Raw genomic sequence first — 15,827 nt, 5'->3', positions numbered from 1 at the left:
AGCTATACATAAAGTAGGCTGAAATAATTGTTTTAAAACCCGATTTTTTTTGTAGGGTATCTAATTTCAATAGAGCTTTTATTTAAATATCAACTCACTATAGAAAAAAGGAGGCAGGGTGCCTCCTCTTTTTTTAGACATTAAATGAATGAGTCATTCACTATCATTTGATCACTTTTGTTCTTGCAATTTTGTCATGTAAAGCTTGTCGCTTTTGTCCTAATGCAAAAGCATAGTCAATAATTGTACTGATCGGCATAAACAGTAAGTTTAATATGATAAAAACAATACTTCTTAATAAGAAGATGCGAGTTAAATTAACCTTGCTATTGTCCTCAGCATCTACAATTTTAATTCCAACGATTTTCTTACCTATACTCTGACCAAACTTTGTTAAAAGAACGGCTTGAATTGCAAGCATAATTACGACGTAAAGAAGCATTGAATGCCAAGCTTCTATTGGAATTAAAGTAAAAAGTTGTTGTTGCAATTCTGCAGCTTTAGTCGATGCGACTTCTGCAGATTGCATCTGTTTTTGTAACTCGAATAATTGCTTATATTGAGCTTCATTAAAGAAAAAAGAAGGAATTGCAGCGATTGGTAACCAAAGCAATAAATCAATAATTTTTGCTAAAGCCCGAGCCGGAATAGACGCAAGTTCATGAACTTTAGGTTCTACACGAATTTGACGAATAGTTTCATTAGTTGATGTATTCGTATTTATTGTAGGTACAGAATAACCGATAGGTTGATATACAAGTTTACCTTGGGTTAATTCTCCTAAAGCTTTCCATTCTGTCATGCCTTCATGCCAAGCTAAATCAGTTAACAAAATTTGTTGGCTAGCCAACATTTGATTTACTTGTTCTAAAGTATAAGGCCCAGCTTGTTGATTATTACGTGCCAAGTAAATTTGCATAAATAAAAATTCTCTATTCTAAAGATGAAAAAAGACCCACGGATGGGCCTTTTTTTATAACATATTAGATTTGCTTGATTTTTTCTTCAGCAAGGAAGAACCATGTATCTAAAACTGAGTCTGGGTTAAGAGAGACAGATTCGATACCTTGTTCCATTAACCATTTTGCAAGATCTGGATGGTCTGAAGGACCCTGACCACAGATACCTACATATTTACCTGCTTTACGGCAGGCATGGATTGCCATTGAAAGAAGAGCTTTAACAGCTGCATCACGTTCATCAAATAAGTGTGAAACAATACCTGAGTCACGGTCAAGGCCTAACGTTAACTGAGTTAAGTCATTAGAACCAATAGAGAAACCATCGAAGTGCTCTAAGAATTGTTCAGCTAACAGAGCGTTAGTTGGTAATTCACACATCATGATTACTTTTAAGCCGTTCTCACCACGTTTTAAGCCATTTTGTGCAAGTAATTCAATAACACGTTTCGCTTCAGATACTGTGCGTACAAAAGGAATCATGATTTGAATATTGGTTAGACCCATTTCATCACGAACTTTCTTAAGTGCGCGACATTCTAATTCGAAACAATCACGGAAGTTATCAGATACATAACGGCTTGCACCACGGAAACCGAGCATCGGGTTTTCTTCTTCAGGCTCGTATAACTTACCACCAATTAAGTTTGCGTATTCGTTTGACTTGAAGTCAGACATACGAACGATCACTGGCTTGTCACCAAATGCAGCAGCAAGAGTCGCAATACCTTCAACCAATTTTTCAACATAGAAATCTACAGGTGAAGCATAACCCGCTGTACGAGTTAAAACCGCAGCACGAGTTTCACGAGGTAGGCTATCAATGTTGAGTAGGGCTTTAGGGTGCACACCGATCATACGGTTAATGATGAACTCAAGACGAGCAAGGCCAATACCTTCATTTGGAATTTGAGCAAAGTCAAATGCACGGTCAGGGTTACCTACGTTCATCATAATTTTGAACGAAAGCTTAGGCATAGATTCGATTGAGTTGCGTTGAACTTCAAAATCTAAAGCACCTTCGTAAATGAAACCTGTATCACCTTCAGCACAAGAAACAGTTACTTCCTGGCCATCAGTTAATACTTCTGTTGCGTTCCCACAACCAACAATCGCTGGTACACCAAGTTCACGTGCAATAATTGCTGCGTGACATGTACGACCACCACGGTTAGTGATAATTGCAGCAGCACGTTTCATTACCGGTTCCCAGTCAGGATCGGTCATATCTGATACAAGAACGTCGCCTTCTTGAACTTTGTCCATTTCTTTAATTGAGTTAACAATACGGACTTTACCAGAACCAATACGTTGACCAATTGAACGACCTTCACAAAGAACAGTACCTCTTTGTTTGAGAAGGTAGCGTTCCATAGTGCCTACATTTTGGCGGCTTTTTACAGTTTCAGGACGGGCTTGAACAATATAAATTTGACCGTCATCACCGTCTTTTGCCCATTCGATGTCCATTGGCGCACCGTAATGCTGCTCAATGATAAGCGCTTGTTTTGCAAGCTCTTGTAACTCATGGTCATTTAAAGCGAATTGTTGACGGTCTTGTTTTTCAACATCAACAACAACAACAGATTTACCCGCAGAACCTTCTTCACCATAAATCATTTTTTGGTGTTTAGAGCCAAGGTTACGACGTAAAACAGAATGTCTTCCTGCATTTAATAATGGTTTAGATAAGTAAAACTCATCTGGGTTAACGGCACCTTGTACAACCATTTCACCTAAACCGTAAGAGGCAGTGATAAATACAACATCACGGAAACCAGATTCTGTATCAAGTGTAAACATTACACCCGCAGCGCCAGTTTCAGAACGAACCATACGCTGAACACCCGCTGAAAGTGCAACGATGTCATGATCAAAACCTTGATGCACACGGTAAGAAATTGCACGGTCATTATATAAAGAAGCAAATACTTCTTTAATCGCAATAAGTACGTTATCAATACCGCGAATATTCAAGAAAGTTTCTTGTTGACCCGCGAAAGAAGCATCTGGTAAATCTTCAGCAGTTGCAGATGAACGAACGGCAACCGCGATATCAGGGTTGCCGTTAGAAAGTGCTGTAAAAGCGGCGCGAATTTCTTGTTCTAAGGTTGCAGTGAGTGGAGTCTCTACAATCCATTGACGAATTTTAGCGCCTGTTTCTGCAAGAGCATTTACGTCATCGACGTTGAGTTGAGCAAGTTCTGCTTGAATTCGAGCGTTAAGACCACTTTGGTCTAAGAACTCACGATAGGCAGCAGCAGTAGTTGCAAAGCCACCAGGTACCGATACACCAGCATTTGATAAATGGCTGATCATTTCACCCAAAGATGAGTTTTTCCCACCTACGAGTTCGACATCGTGTTTCCCTAATTTTTCTAGACCGATTACGCGCGCTTCCAAAGTTTTCACTCCACTTTTGCAGTATTAATGTCTATCTTGGCATGAAATTATAAAAATAAAGTGCTTAGTTGAGAATTATACTAAGCGACAGTCATGTAAGATCAGTTTACTATAAAGATTATATAGCACTAAGACAAATGTTTAAGGAGAATTTTAATGTCAGAAAGTAAACAATTTAAGCGGAGTGTTTTTTTTATTTCTGATGGAACTGCAATTACTGCCGAGACTCTTGGACATTCGTTATTAGCACAATTTCCCAATGTAGATTTTGATATTCACATCATGCCGTATATTACAACTGAAGAGGCGGCAATGGATGTGGTGGTTGAGATTAATCGATGCCAAACCAAAGATGGTTGCCTACCTTTAGTATTTGATACTTTAGTCGATCCGCATGTGCGAGAGATTATTAATACGGCTAAAGCGGTTAATCTGGATGTGTTTGAAGGTTTAATTAGTAAACTTGAACAAGAGCTTGGAACACCACCAACAACATTGGTCGGGCAGACTCATGCGGTAACCGATTCTGAATATTATAAAGCCCGTATCGATGCTGTTCATTTTGCGCTTGATAATGATGATGGGGCACGTACTCGTCATTATGATAAAGCGGATTTAATCTTAATTGGAGTTTCCCGTTCGGGTAAAACACCGACTTCTATTTACTTATCTCTTCAATTCGGTATTCGTGTTGCAAACTACCCGTTAACTGAAGAAGATTTAGATGACAACCGGTTACCAGCAGTATTAAGAGCTCATCGTAGCAAGTTATTTGGTTTGATGATTGATGCTGAGCGTTTGGTCGCAATTCGTAGTGAACGTAAAGCGAATAGCCGTTATGCAAGTTTTAGCCAATGCCAAATGGAGCTAAGAGCAATTGAAGGGATTTATATTTCAGAAGGCATTAAATATTTAAACGTAACCGAAATGTCGATTGAAGAGATTTCAACTCGTATTTTACAAATGACGGGATTAAAACGCCGTATTGGTTAATTTAATCAAATGTTTATTTTAACCATTCAATTTATATATTTAATAATGAGTAAATTGAATGGTTATAAATAACACAGAAAAGTTTTAAATATAAAACAAAAAGTTATTAAAAGGTTTTTATTAGTTATCAGGCTGTTGAGTTTTTACAAGCCTATTGTGAAATAAAATAACAATATTGAAAAGAAATGTATAAATTTGAAATTGGGCGAAAACTCTAATTATTTAATTTTGCTAACTATTTAGAAAAACTATGTAAAAAAATATTCAATAACTGAAAATGTTAAATAAGTCACACTATTTTTACTTTGTGTGATTGATTTTTTATTTTAATTATAATTTCCCACCTCGATATGGGACTATCCGATTATCAAAATGCTAAAAAAATGTGTTTTTTCATTGGTATATATCTTGCCTCTTAATTTATATGCTGCTCAAGTAGATGAATTGCGAGAGCAAGCTATTCACACTTACAAAACTGGGCAAACTCAACAAGCAATATTGCAATTAGAACAATTGCTAAATAAGTACCCGCATGACCAAAAATTACTAGCTGATTATTTAGTTGTCATGTCAAGTGAAAAAAGAGATTTATTAACCTTTTCTCAGCATTTAGCAAATGTTAATTATGTGAATTTTCCAGAATATGGGCAACTACCATTAATACGTAATTTTCGTGATTTTAAACACTTTAAAGATGCAATTGAGTGGTCGAATAAATTTAATATTCAAAAGACATCTAATGGGCAGATTTTATTAGCTGTTCTATATGCTGAGGCTAAAGACCCTGTAAATGCTAAGGTGCATTTATCTGGTATTAAGAGTAAAAATCTTACAGCTGATCAATTTGTTCAAATTGCTTATGCATATCGACTTATTAATTCACCTGTAGATGCTTTATCTGCAATCGAGCAAGCTTATCAACAGCAACCAAAATCTTTTGCGGTTTTGCAAGAATATAGTTACGACTTGGCGGCTGTAGGCGCTTATAAAAAAGCTCAGCAGTTGCTGACTGCCAGTGATAAAAATGCGCAAACAGAATTGTTACAACACTGGTTACAAGTCAGCGAGTTTTCTCAACGTGTAAATAACGCAATTACCCGCTATAAATATTTGAATCGTGAAGGCATGTCGGACAGTGAAGGCTTTGCCGAGCTTGATGCTGTGTTGAAACAAGGTGAGCAAATACAGCCTTTGATTCAATCGTCAGACCCTAATTATTTAAGATTTCATTATGACTATTTGTATGCTTTGGACTTTCGTGGGCGTAGCCGTACGGTATTAGATGAATTTACTAAATTAAATGTACCGTTAGAAAAGCTACCGGCTTATATTCGTCATGCGATTGCGGATAGTTATTTAGCTGAAAGACAACCTAAGCAGGCTGAACTCGCATTTAAAACCTTACTTACCGAAAAAAACTACTCAGATATGACGGTATATACGGGGCTTTATTATTCTTATATTGAACAAGAAAAATATAAACAAGCTGAACAACTTTTGAATGAAGTTGATCGATTGATTCCTACATATAAATATAGCCAAGCCAAGGGAGTAGATAAATCAAGCCATCCTGATCGTGATGATTATATTGCTTTACAAGGCATGCATTTAGCCTATGCAAATCATTTAGATAAATCAGAAAAGCATTTTCAGAAACAAGTAGATCTTGCACCTGCTAACGAAGGTTTAATTAATAACCTTGCTCGTGTTGAGCGCTGGAGAGATAAACCGTTACAGGCAAAGCAAACAATTGCTCGTTTAAATGGTTTAACACCCGTTGCTAAAGATACGCGTATTAATCAAATGCAAAATGCTCAGGCTTTAGGGAATATTCCTGAATGGCGCAAAAGTACAGAAAGTCTTTTGCAATATTATCCTGAAGATAGCGGTGTAATTAAAAGTCGAAAAGAGTTGGATGATCGTGATAGAGCAACCATCTCGCACTCAACGACTTGGGGCCAGAGTAAAGCAGAAAATAGCGATTCTGTGAGTGGGCAAAATGGCTTAAAAGATCGAGAAATGGAAACTCGTATTAATAGCCCTTGGATTAAAGATAATTATCGTCTATTTGCTTGGCATCAAGATCGTTACGGAGAATACCGTTTTGGTGATGTGCATGACCAACGTTATGGGGTTGGTGCTGAGTGGCAAGCAAACCGTAAGGCATTGTCGGCAATTTTGTCACAAAGTACAGAGGGTGGCCAAGCAGGTGTTCGTCTTGATTGGTCGCAATGGTTAAACGATCATTGGCAGTATCAATTGCAATATGACAGTCGGGCTAATATTCCATTACAAGCAATTGATGCTGGTGAGGATGGACAAGCTTACCGCGCTGCTTTGACATGGCAAAAAGATGAGTCACGCCAAATTGGGGCGAGTTATGGCTTAACCGATATAAGTGACGGTAATAAACAACAAGAGTTTTCGACTTTCTGGCGCGAGCGGTTATTTGATGCGCCTCATCATATTACCTATGGAACGGTTCGTGGATTTTATGGCAGCAATAGTCAGGATCAGACCGCTTACTTTAGCCCAAGTAATCATTACAGTGCTGAGCTGAATTTAAGCCATGACTGGGTCACTTGGCGAGAGTACGAACGCTCATTTAAACAGCATTTTGAAGCTGGAGTTGGACTTTATAAACAAGCAGATTACTCAGCTCGACCAACATATTCTTTGCAATATCAACATCAATGGCAGCTCTCACGGACTTGGCAACTTAATTATGGAATTGGTTGGCAATACCATCCATATGATGGTCATGATGAACAACATACCTACGGTATTTTCGGATTTGAAGGGCGTTTTTAATGAATAACATGATGTCAAAAATGTTGAGCTGTGTGTTTGCCTCAACGTTATTACCCGTACAATTTGCCTATGCCCGCATTGAAACTGAACTACCAAAAAACCATACGGTTTCTTTAACTTTTCATGATGTGCGAGATGACGTACTCAAGGAAGGTGACCGCGATATTTATGCGATTCAGACCAATAATCTGGCACAGTTTCTCGATTGGCTTAGCCAGTCGGACTGGAAACCGATTCGTCTAAAAGACATTGAAGAGGCACGTAAGCAAGGTAAAGAATTACCTCATAACTCTATTCTACTGACCTTTGATGATGGTGCTTTAAGTAGCTATAGCCGAGTATTTCCTTTGCTGAAGCAATATCAGATTCCAGCAGTTTTTGCGCTTCCAACAAGTTGGTTAAATGGTAATACAAAAGCGGGTTATGAAGCCTATGGACAAGGTAACTTGGTGAACTGGGCTCAAGTTCGTGAAATGCAAGCATCTGGGTTAGCCGAGTTTGCAAGCCATAGCGATGATTTACATCATGGGGTATTAGCCAATCCTCAAGGCAATGAGCAACCTGCTGCTACTTCTTATGCCTATTTAAAATCGCAATCACGTTATGAAACCGATGCAGAATATCAACAACGCATTTTGCAGGATTTAAAAAAATCTTATGCAGTTTTAAAAAAAGAAGTAGGGGTTAATCCTAAAGCAATTATTTGGCCATATGGCGCCGTGAATGAACAGTTGGAAAAGCTAGCACAACAGGCGGGTTTCCAGTTTTCATTCAGTTTGGGACGTGATGGTATGAATCGCGTAAGTGACTCAACTTTTAAACGTAGCTTAGTCATTGATAACCCAACAGCTGAACAACTGACAGAGGGCATGTTAAATATTCTGAACTTCGAAGAGTCAGATTTATTTAAGCAACCACGTCATTTTGTGAGTATGGATTTAAAGCAGTTAGCAGCGCAGCACAATACTCAAACTGATGAAAAACTTGGGCAGTTATTATCAAAACTGTATAGCTTAAAAAACAACGCTTTAATCTTAAAGCCTTTAGAAGACAAAGATGGAGATGGGCAATATGATGTCGCTTATTTCCCTACAAATAAAATGTCTGTTCAACAAGATATTTTAAACCGTAGTTTATGGCAGGCTCAAACTCGTGCTGGTCAATCTGTAATATTAGAGTTGCCTGCTTATCCGCAAAAAGATAAACCATTTCTAACTGTAGATTTGGCTAAAGATATTGCGCGTTTTAACAGTAATTTAAGCGGTGTTCAGCTTAATGCTGGATCATCTTTAAATTGCGCAATGCAAAAAATATCTGTGCAAGAAAGCAGTTGTATTGAACAATCAAAACAGTTCGAACAACTGAGTCAATTGACTAAAAAAGCGGTCAAGCCTTATTTAAATATGAGTAATCAGGCACAGTTTAGTTTATTACTTACACCTGATTTAGACCATATCGAAAATCTACCTGAGCTTATAAAAACACTTTTAATGCAACATGACTTAGTCAATTTGAAGTTTGATGTGATTGGTAAGAAAAAACAATTTAATCAGTTGTTAACGCTCTTAAATACACTTGATCAAAATGATAAGCAAAGAATAATGCTGACTTTAGTATTACCAGAAAATTCGCAAAAAAATGCTTGGGAAGAGGTTCAGCAAGGGCTTTTTTCTATTCAGCGAATAGGAATCCAGAAATTCGGTATTGATGGCTATGACTTTGAAAAATCAAAAGATGTGCATCAGTACTTATATAATCCGCTTAGTCTGAATGCTAGCCCTGTGATGTATCAGCCTTTTGCTGGATTGGTAGAGGGGAAAAAGTAATGAGAGTATTACTCGATATTCTGTTTGCTTTTGCCTTTTTATATCCCTTACTGATGGCTTGGACATGGATGGTAGGGGGACTTTGGTTTTTCTTTAAAAGAGAATACCGCGAACAAGCGCTTCCTGAACCTACAGGTGAAGGATGCAGTATCATCATTCCGTGTTTTAACGAAGAAGCGCAAGTACGCCAAACAATTCGTTATGCGCTACAAACCAAATATCCTAATTTTGAAGTCATTGCTGTTAATGACGGAAGTAGTGATAGGACCGCCGAAATTCTAGATGAATTGTCAGCGCAAGATTCACGACTTCGGGTTGTACACTTAGCAGAAAATCAGGGTAAGGCTGTAGCTTTAAGATCGGGAGTACTGGTTAGTAAATACGAATATCTTGTTTGTATCGATGGAGATGCGTTGTTGCATCCGCATGCGGTACTTTGGTTAATGCAACCATTTATTAACTTCCCACGAATTGGTGCTGTAACTGGTAATCCACGAATTTTAAACCGATCTAGTATTTTAGGAAAATTACAAGTTGGTGAGTTTTCTTCGATTATTGGTTTGATTAAACGTGCACAACGTACATATGGTCGTATTTTTACCGTATCTGGTGTGATTGCAGCATTTCGTAAAACTGCACTCGTTCGAGTCGGGTTTTGGTCAGACGATAAAATTACCGAAGATATTGATATTTCATGGAAGTTACAGCTCGACCATTGGGATATTCAGTATATTCCACAAGCACTTTGTTATATCTATATGCCTGAGACATTTAAAGGTCTATGGAAACAGCGTCTTCGCTGGGCGCAAGGTGGGGTAGAGGTTCTTATAGAATATATTCCACAAATGTTCAAACTGCGTGTTCGAAGAATGTGGCCGGTCATGATTGAGGCGCTAGTCAGTATTATCTGGTCTTATGTGATGATCATGATCTTCACGCTATTTTTTGTTGGATTATTTGTTGAACTGCCTCAGCAATGGCAGATCAAAACGCTTATGCCGCAGTGGTACGGTGTAATACTAGGCGGAACATGTTTGATCCAGTTTTTAGTGAGTTTGTGGATTGATCATCGTTATGACCGAGGGCGTTTTTTTAGAAATTACTTTTGGGTGATTTGGTACCCGTTATTTTTCTGGCTACTGACTTTGTTCACGAGTGTCGTTGCGGTACCAAAAACTTTATTTAACACAAAAAAACGTGCCCGTTGGGTAAGTCCAGACCGAGGCTTCCGTGGAGATAACCCATGAAACTTGAGGAAAATAAGGATATAGAGACTTTAGATATCCCTGAATATATTGATCAGCCGGAATATGTCAAAAATAAAACAGCAAACTATACATTACAAACCATTGGCTGGATTTGTTTAATGTGGCTGCTTTTCCCATTGGTTTCACTGTTTTTATGGGTTTTTGAAGGTCACTTAATTTATGATTACGTCTGGGTAGACCACTTATCAGAAGTTAAGACCTTATTACATTTAGCATTAATGATCGGAATTAGCGCGCTTATTTTAATTTTATGGGCAAGTTATAACTGGATTAGGTTTAGTGGTGAGGACCGACGTGCTAAGGCACCTAATAGTTCTGTAGAATTATTAGCGGCCCAATTTTCAGTTACTTCCGACATGCTAAATGATTTGCAAGAAAAACAGCGCATCATTTTGCATTACGATGATCATGGTAATTTGCAAAAATATGAGTAAATAAAAAAGCATGGCCTAAAACCATGCTTTTTTACTTTTATGGGATTGCTCTGATAATAATATCAACAGGTTGTTCTATACCATCCATGCTGTGAACTGATGTATTGGTAATTTTAACAATTGGCCATGTTTGCAATTTACAGTTGGGTTTTTGAAGTGCTGCATAATAACTGTCGGATTTAAAAAATACTTTTTTGGTGGTTGCAGTATTGGGAGTCAAAAGACGCTTAAGCCATGGTTCGTTTACTTGAGTTTCTAGAAAACGTAATGCCAAAATGCTTTTAACACGATTGTTAAATAACCTGCGGTTTTTGATAATAAGTGGGTGAGTAATTAACTTATGTGTACCCATCTGACTATGGGGCAAAATAAAATGAGGGGTGATTTGGAAGACAGTCACAAATTTTGCTTGCTGACAGATTTTTTCAAGGTGAGTCACGCTATCTTGATTTGTACCAATAATCGCGACAGATGAATGTGAAAAGTCAAACTCTTTAATTGATGTTGAGGAAATCACTTGACCAGTAAAATCTTCGAAATCTTGAGAGATATTCTGAAAAATTACTGATTTTGAAGTGTTATTTTTAATATTAATACTCATTTTCCAAAAGTCCTTTTGGTTTTTTAAATCATGATGTTTTTATCGTTTTAATATAAATAACCAAGCAGGAAGTTGGGGTAAAGTCTTTTCAGATAGATGGTCATCCCATACTCGAAATCAATTCAAGTATGGGAGCTTGAAGTAGAATTTTATTATCCTGTTTTTACATTCATGAGTTGTGTAAAGCTTTCTAAACGTTTAGCTGTATCGTATACATCGCATGTAAAAATAAATTCATCAACATCGTATGTCGCTAATAACTTTTGTAAGCCAGAGCGAACCGTATCTACAGAACCAATTTGCGCCATTCCATAGAAGTTTTCGACAGAAAGTTGTTCTGCTGTATTCCATAATCCCTGCATTGATTCAACTGGTGGTTTCAGCTTCAAGCTTTCACCACGGATTAAACCTAATACGCGTTGGTAAGCACTAGTTGCTAAAAATTGTGCTTCTTCATCTGTATCTGCAACGACAACAGGCACACCCATTGAAACATATGGCTTATCTAGGTACTCAGAAGGTTCAAAGTTCTCCCGATAAAGTTGAATCGCTTGGCCTAACATACGTGGGGCAAAATGTGATGCAAATGAGTAAGGAAGTCCAAGTTTTGCCGCGAGTTGTGCACTAAATAGGCTAGATCCAAGTAACCAAACAGGAACATGGGTGCTTTGCCCTGGTGTTGCAATAATTTTTTGTCCTGCTTGAGGTACATCGAAATATTTTAAGATTTCGACAACATCTCTAGGAAACTGATCTTCTGTTTCTTGATGACCACGACGTAAAGCTCGCATGGTGAGTTGATCTGTACCGGGAGCACGGCCTAAACCAAGTTCAATACGATTTGGATATAAAGTAGCAAGCGTCCCGAACTGTTCTGCGACAACTAAAGGGGCATGGTTAGGAAGCATAATTCCCCCTGAACCTAAGCGAATATGTTGTGTATGTGCTGCAATAAAACCAAGTAAGACGGCCGTAGCGGAACTTGCGATACCATCCATGTTGTGATGTTCAGCAAGCCAGAAACGTTCATAACCTAGTTTTTCTGCATGTTGTGCCAATTCTAATGCGTGACGTAATGAGAATTCGATGGTTTTATCATTACGAATAGGAGCAAGTTCCAAAATAGAGAACTTGGTATCTTGAAGTGATCGCATGCGATATTCTCGAATAAGGATATATCGAAATAATACGATATATAGGGTGTGATGTATATCGTTTTTTTTCGATATTAATTTTTAGCTATCAATAAAAAAGCACCCGAAGGTGCTCTTTTGATTTATCTGTGAATTAGCGGTTTTTATACCAACCACGGTGTAAGCCATTGTCATGGCGACGGCTACCACCTTTGTAATAACGACGGTCACCATCGTAATATCTGCGGTCATCACGATCGTAACGATCACGGTCATAACGGTCATCGTAGTTACGATCTTCAGCAACTTTACGACCTAATGCAGAACCACCAGCTGCACCTACTGCTGCACCGATGTATCCACCGTTGGTGCCGCCCATATTTTTGCCGACTGTATAACCAGCACCACCACCTAAAGCACCACCAATTGCAGCTTCTGTACGATTACGACGATCACTTGCTGCTGCTGCACCACCAGCACCACCTAAAGCAGCACCGATTGTTGCACCTGAGGTACCACCAATACTTTTACCAATTGCAGTACCCACTACACTACCTAAAGCAGAGGTTGCAGCAACACGTGTACCATTGTCAGCATGTGCAACTGTTACCATAGAAGATGTTGCAATTAATGCACTAGCCAACCAAATATTCATTTTCATCGTAGAACTCCATGTCCTTTTTACTGGAAGGACAGTTATCTTTATCTTGGGGTAAATGTAATAAAAAATTTCGTGATAATTATGGAGAACCCCAAGGGTGATACAAGTGTTTTGTGTCTGTTTGTAGTGTTTGTATTAATTTGTGGATAAATCATGAGCATACGAAATATGAGGGTATAACTTCATCACAATAAAAAAGCACCCGAAGGTGCTTAAAATTGCTTCATCAGCTTAATTAGTGATGACGACGGTGTTTTTTCTTCCAGTGCTTAGAAGATCTGTCTGCATCACGGTCTTTAGAGATTTTATTACCCAAAGCAGAACCACCCGCAGCACCTAAAGCAGCGCCTACATAACCACCATTTGTACCGCCCATGCTTTTACCAACCGTATAACCAGCACCACCACCTAGAGCACCGCCAATCGCAGATTCAGTACGGTTACGACGATCACTTGCAACAGCTGCACCACCAGCACCACCTAAAGCAGCACCAATTGTTGCGCCAGATGTACCGCCCATGCTTTTACCAATTGCAGTACCTGCTACGCTACCTAAAGCAGAAGCGGCTGCTACATGTGTTGTATTGTCAGCATGTGCCACAGTAACCATTGAAGTTGCTAGAACAGCGCTACATAACCAAGCATTTAATTTCATTTTTGACTCCGTGTCCCTAGTTGCAGGACCCTATATCTTTTGTTACGGCAAATGTAACAAAACACTTCTCCCCAAATATGGAGAACCATCTTTTGATTATTGCAGTTTAGTGTCTGGTTTGTATGTTTTCTATTAAAATAGAATATTTAATACTCATATAGATAAATTAAGCTTTATTTAGTTTTGAAGGGGTTACTCATGATCAGAACATAGAAAATTTATTAAAGCTCTTGTCGCAGACGACATATGTTTATGTTGTGCGTACAGTAAAGAAAAGGGCCGTGTGTGACCTGCATAACCCTCAAGTACGGGCTGCAATTTTCCTTGTCGGATCTTTTCATTAACAATAAAGCTATAACTCTGACATATTCCTAATCCACTTTCAGCAAGAGAAACTACTCCCAAAATATCTTCTTTTACTAAAATCCGATTTGATGGTATCCATTGAATTTCATTATCACCATTTTTAAAAAACCATGGAGTAACCTTACCCGTGCTCGGTAATTCAAAGGCAATACATTGGTGATGGTTTAAGTCTTCCAAAGTTTGAGGAACACCCATACGTTTTAAATAATCGGGTGAAGCAACAAGTTGAAGAGGGGCAAGCTCCAAAGGTCTGGCAATGAGAGTGCTACTAGGAAGCTGACCTTGACGAATAGCTAAATCAAATCCTTCCGCAATTAAATCGACGTTTCGATTAGAAATACTGACTTCAATTTGAATATCTGGATATTGCAAAAGAAATTTTTGTAGTAATTCTGGAAGGCGATAGTGTCCATAGGTAGTGGGTACGCTTAATTTAATTTTGCCGGAAATTTGCAGTTGCTTACCTTGAATAGCACGCTCTGCATGGTCAATTAACTGAAATGCATGTTGCATCTTTTCATAATAAAGTTGACCAGCTTCAGTCAGGCTCAAATGACGAGTTGTTCTTCTAAAAAACTGAATGCCAAGTTTTTTCTCTAGCCGCGTAATTGTTCTACTAATGACTGAAGGAGTTGTTGCTAAATAAATTGCAGCTGCACTAATAGAAAGCTTCTCAGCCACAATTAAAAACACTTCAATATCGGCAAGATGGTCAAATTGACGAGACATTTTGTCCTCAAACGCAAAAAAGATTTGTAAATGTGGTTGTTTTTCTACCTTGCTGGCAAAAATAGAATATATCCATCCCAGTTGTAAATCCAGCACAAGGCTGGAATGAAGGTTAAATAATGAAATCTCTAAATAAAATAATGCTTGCAGTAGTTACCGCTTCAGCAGCATTAAGTGTAAATGCCGCTCATGTATTAGTTGTATTGTCTGATGAGGGGCAGCTAGAGCTAAAAAATGGCCATATTTTTAAAACAGGCTTTTATTTAAATGAGTTAATGCAGCCTACAAAAATGCTTTTAGATGCAGGGCACACAGTAACTTTCGCTACACCAAAAGGGAAAGCCCCGACGTTAGATGAGTCATCAAATAGTGCGATGTATTTTAATCAAGACGAAAAAGCATTAAAGCAATATGCAGATTTATTGCATGATCTAAAATTAACATCTGCTCAAGATTCTCCAGTTGTGAGCCTATCTCGTATTGAACAAATTGGTGTGGGTCAGTTTGATGCTATTTATATTCCAGGTGGGCATGCACCTATGCAAGATCTATTAAAAGATAAACAACTTGGAAAAGTACTTACAGCTTTCCATAAAGCTGGTAAACCTACTGCGTTGGTCTGTCATGGTCCTATTGCATTGATGTCTACTTTACCTAATGCCTCGGAAGTAGTTGGTCAACTCGAACAAGGCAAGCCAGTAAAAACTGGCGAATGGATTTATAAAAATTATCGAATGACGGTGATTAGTAATCAGGAAGAAGAGCAGGCTAAAGCTTTATTAAAAGGTGGAGAAATGAAGTTTTATCCACAAACGGCTTTACAGTCACTTGGCGCTAAGTATCAAAGTAATACCACTGCATGGACTCCAAACGTAGTAGTGGACCGTGAACTTATTACAGGACAAAATCCAGCGTCGGCTGTTTTGGTGGGCAAAACCTTATTAGAAAAATTAAAATAAGTAGGCTGGCAAAGAGGTTTTTTAAACAA

At 38.3% G+C, this 15,827-nt stretch carries 13 protein-coding genes; 6 read left to right on the top strand and 7 right to left on the bottom strand.

Features of this window, described 5'->3' with window-relative positions:
- Positions 1 to 163: 163 nt before the first annotated feature.
- Complete coding sequence (locus tag AW165_RS00390; RefSeq protein WP_002119677.1) at positions 164 to 919, bottom strand: RDD family protein; 756 nt, start codon at positions 917 to 919, stop codon at positions 164 to 166.
- A 64-nt stretch (positions 920 to 983) separates the two neighbouring features.
- Positions 984 to 3,371, bottom strand: coding sequence for a phosphoenolpyruvate synthase (gene ppsA, locus AW165_RS00385; RefSeq protein ID WP_005803576.1), 2,388 nt, complete (start codon positions 3,369 to 3,371; stop codon positions 984 to 986).
- Between the two features lie 147 nt (positions 3,372 to 3,518).
- On the opposite strand from ppsA, the gene AW165_RS00380 reads away from it, so the two are divergent.
- The 5 genes from AW165_RS00380 (at position 3,519) to pgaD (ending at position 10,694) form a co-directional block, all read left to right on the top strand.
- On the top strand, positions 3,519 to 4,355 hold the full coding sequence (locus AW165_RS00380; protein WP_002119749.1) for a pyruvate, water dikinase regulatory protein: 837 nt from the start codon (positions 3,519 to 3,521) through the stop codon (positions 4,353 to 4,355).
- Positions 4,356 to 4,727: 372 nt separating this feature from the next.
- Positions 4,728 to 7,166 carry a poly-beta-1,6 N-acetyl-D-glucosamine export porin PgaA gene (pgaA, locus tag AW165_RS00375; protein WP_060464672.1) on the top strand — a complete coding sequence of 813 codons (2,439 nt, stop codon included), beginning with the start codon at positions 4,728 to 4,730 and terminating at the stop codon, positions 7,164 to 7,166.
- Positions 7,166 to 8,992: a poly-beta-1,6-N-acetyl-D-glucosamine N-deacetylase PgaB gene (pgaB, locus tag AW165_RS00370; protein ID WP_060464671.1), complete on the top strand. Its 1,827-nt coding sequence runs from the start codon at positions 7,166 to 7,168 to the stop codon at positions 8,990 to 8,992. The genes pgaA and pgaB overlap by 1 nt, the downstream gene beginning before the upstream one ends.
- Positions 8,992 to 10,239, top strand: a complete 1,248-nt coding sequence (pgaC, locus tag AW165_RS00365) for a poly-beta-1,6-N-acetyl-D-glucosamine synthase (RefSeq protein ID WP_032004705.1) — start codon at positions 8,992 to 8,994, stop codon at positions 10,237 to 10,239. The genes pgaB and pgaC overlap by 1 nt, the downstream gene beginning before the upstream one ends.
- Entirely contained in the window at positions 10,236 to 10,694 is a 459-nt protein-coding gene (gene pgaD, locus AW165_RS00360; protein ID WP_005073598.1) for a poly-beta-1,6-N-acetyl-D-glucosamine biosynthesis protein PgaD, read from the top strand. The genes pgaC and pgaD overlap by 4 nt, the downstream gene beginning before the upstream one ends.
- Positions 10,695 to 10,731: 37 nt before the next feature.
- On the opposite strand, the gene AW165_RS00355 is transcribed toward pgaD, so the two are convergent.
- The 5 genes from AW165_RS00355 to AW165_RS00335 form a co-directional block, all read right to left on the bottom strand.
- A complete protein-coding gene (locus AW165_RS00355) occupies positions 10,732 to 11,295 on the bottom strand; it encodes a hypothetical protein (RefSeq protein WP_017398520.1) in 564 nt (187 codons plus the stop codon).
- A gap of 152 nt (positions 11,296 to 11,447) precedes the next feature.
- Positions 11,448 to 12,449, bottom strand: a complete 1,002-nt coding sequence (locus AW165_RS00350; RefSeq protein ID WP_060464670.1) for an LLM class flavin-dependent oxidoreductase — start codon at positions 12,447 to 12,449, stop codon at positions 11,448 to 11,450.
- 133 nt (positions 12,450 to 12,582) lie between these two features.
- Positions 12,583 to 13,089, bottom strand: coding sequence for a hypothetical protein (locus AW165_RS00345; RefSeq protein ID WP_002119687.1), 507 nt, complete (start codon positions 13,087 to 13,089; stop codon positions 12,583 to 12,585).
- Positions 13,090 to 13,324: 235 nt separating this feature from the next.
- Positions 13,325 to 13,744: a glycine zipper domain-containing protein gene (locus AW165_RS00340; RefSeq protein WP_005068514.1), complete on the bottom strand. Its 420-nt coding sequence runs from the start codon at positions 13,742 to 13,744 to the stop codon at positions 13,325 to 13,327.
- 192 nt (positions 13,745 to 13,936) lie between these two features.
- On the bottom strand, positions 13,937 to 14,839 hold the full coding sequence (locus AW165_RS00335; protein WP_060464669.1) for a LysR family transcriptional regulator: 903 nt from the start codon (positions 14,837 to 14,839) through the stop codon (positions 13,937 to 13,939).
- A 119-nt stretch (positions 14,840 to 14,958) separates the two neighbouring features.
- Between AW165_RS00335 and AW165_RS00330 the strand changes: the two genes are divergently transcribed.
- Positions 14,959 to 15,798 (top strand): type 1 glutamine amidotransferase domain-containing protein, encoded by an 840-nt coding sequence (locus AW165_RS00330; protein WP_060464668.1) that lies wholly within the window; start codon positions 14,959 to 14,961, stop codon positions 15,796 to 15,798.
- Positions 15,799 to 15,827 lie beyond the last annotated feature (29 nt).

The sequence above is a fragment of the Acinetobacter sp. LMB-5 genome, assembly GCF_001541635.1.
Taxonomy (GTDB): domain Bacteria; phylum Pseudomonadota; class Gammaproteobacteria; order Pseudomonadales; family Moraxellaceae; genus Acinetobacter; species Acinetobacter pittii.
This window is presented reverse-complemented; position numbering and strand designations above follow the sequence as displayed.

Coding starts and splice junctions, on each gene's coding strand:
- pgaC (WP_032004705.1), top strand. CDS start 8,992: ATGAGAGTATTACTCGATATTCTGTTTGCTTTTGCCTTTTTATATCCC.
- AW165_RS00335 (WP_060464669.1), bottom strand. CDS start 14,839: ATGTCTCGTCAATTTGACCATCTTGCCGATATTGAAGTGTTTTTAATT.
- pgaD (WP_005073598.1), top strand. CDS start 10,236: ATGAAACTTGAGGAAAATAAGGATATAGAGACTTTAGATATCCCTGAA.
- AW165_RS00350 (WP_060464670.1), bottom strand. CDS start 12,449: ATGCGATCACTTCAAGATACCAAGTTCTCTATTTTGGAACTTGCTCCT.
- AW165_RS00340 (WP_005068514.1), bottom strand. CDS start 13,744: ATGAAATTAAATGCTTGGTTATGTAGCGCTGTTCTAGCAACTTCAATG.
- pgaB (WP_060464671.1), top strand. CDS start 7,166: ATGAATAACATGATGTCAAAAATGTTGAGCTGTGTGTTTGCCTCAACG.
- AW165_RS00345 (WP_002119687.1), bottom strand. CDS start 13,089: ATGAAAATGAATATTTGGTTGGCTAGTGCATTAATTGCAACATCTTCT.
- pgaA (WP_060464672.1), top strand. CDS start 4,728: ATGCTAAAAAAATGTGTTTTTTCATTGGTATATATCTTGCCTCTTAAT.
- AW165_RS00355 (WP_017398520.1), bottom strand. CDS start 11,295: ATGAGTATTAATATTAAAAATAACACTTCAAAATCAGTAATTTTTCAG.
- AW165_RS00390 (WP_002119677.1), bottom strand. CDS start 919: ATGCAAATTTACTTGGCACGTAATAATCAACAAGCTGGGCCTTATACT.
- AW165_RS00330 (WP_060464668.1), top strand. CDS start 14,959: ATGAAATCTCTAAATAAAATAATGCTTGCAGTAGTTACCGCTTCAGCA.
- AW165_RS00380 (WP_002119749.1), top strand. CDS start 3,519: ATGTCAGAAAGTAAACAATTTAAGCGGAGTGTTTTTTTTATTTCTGAT.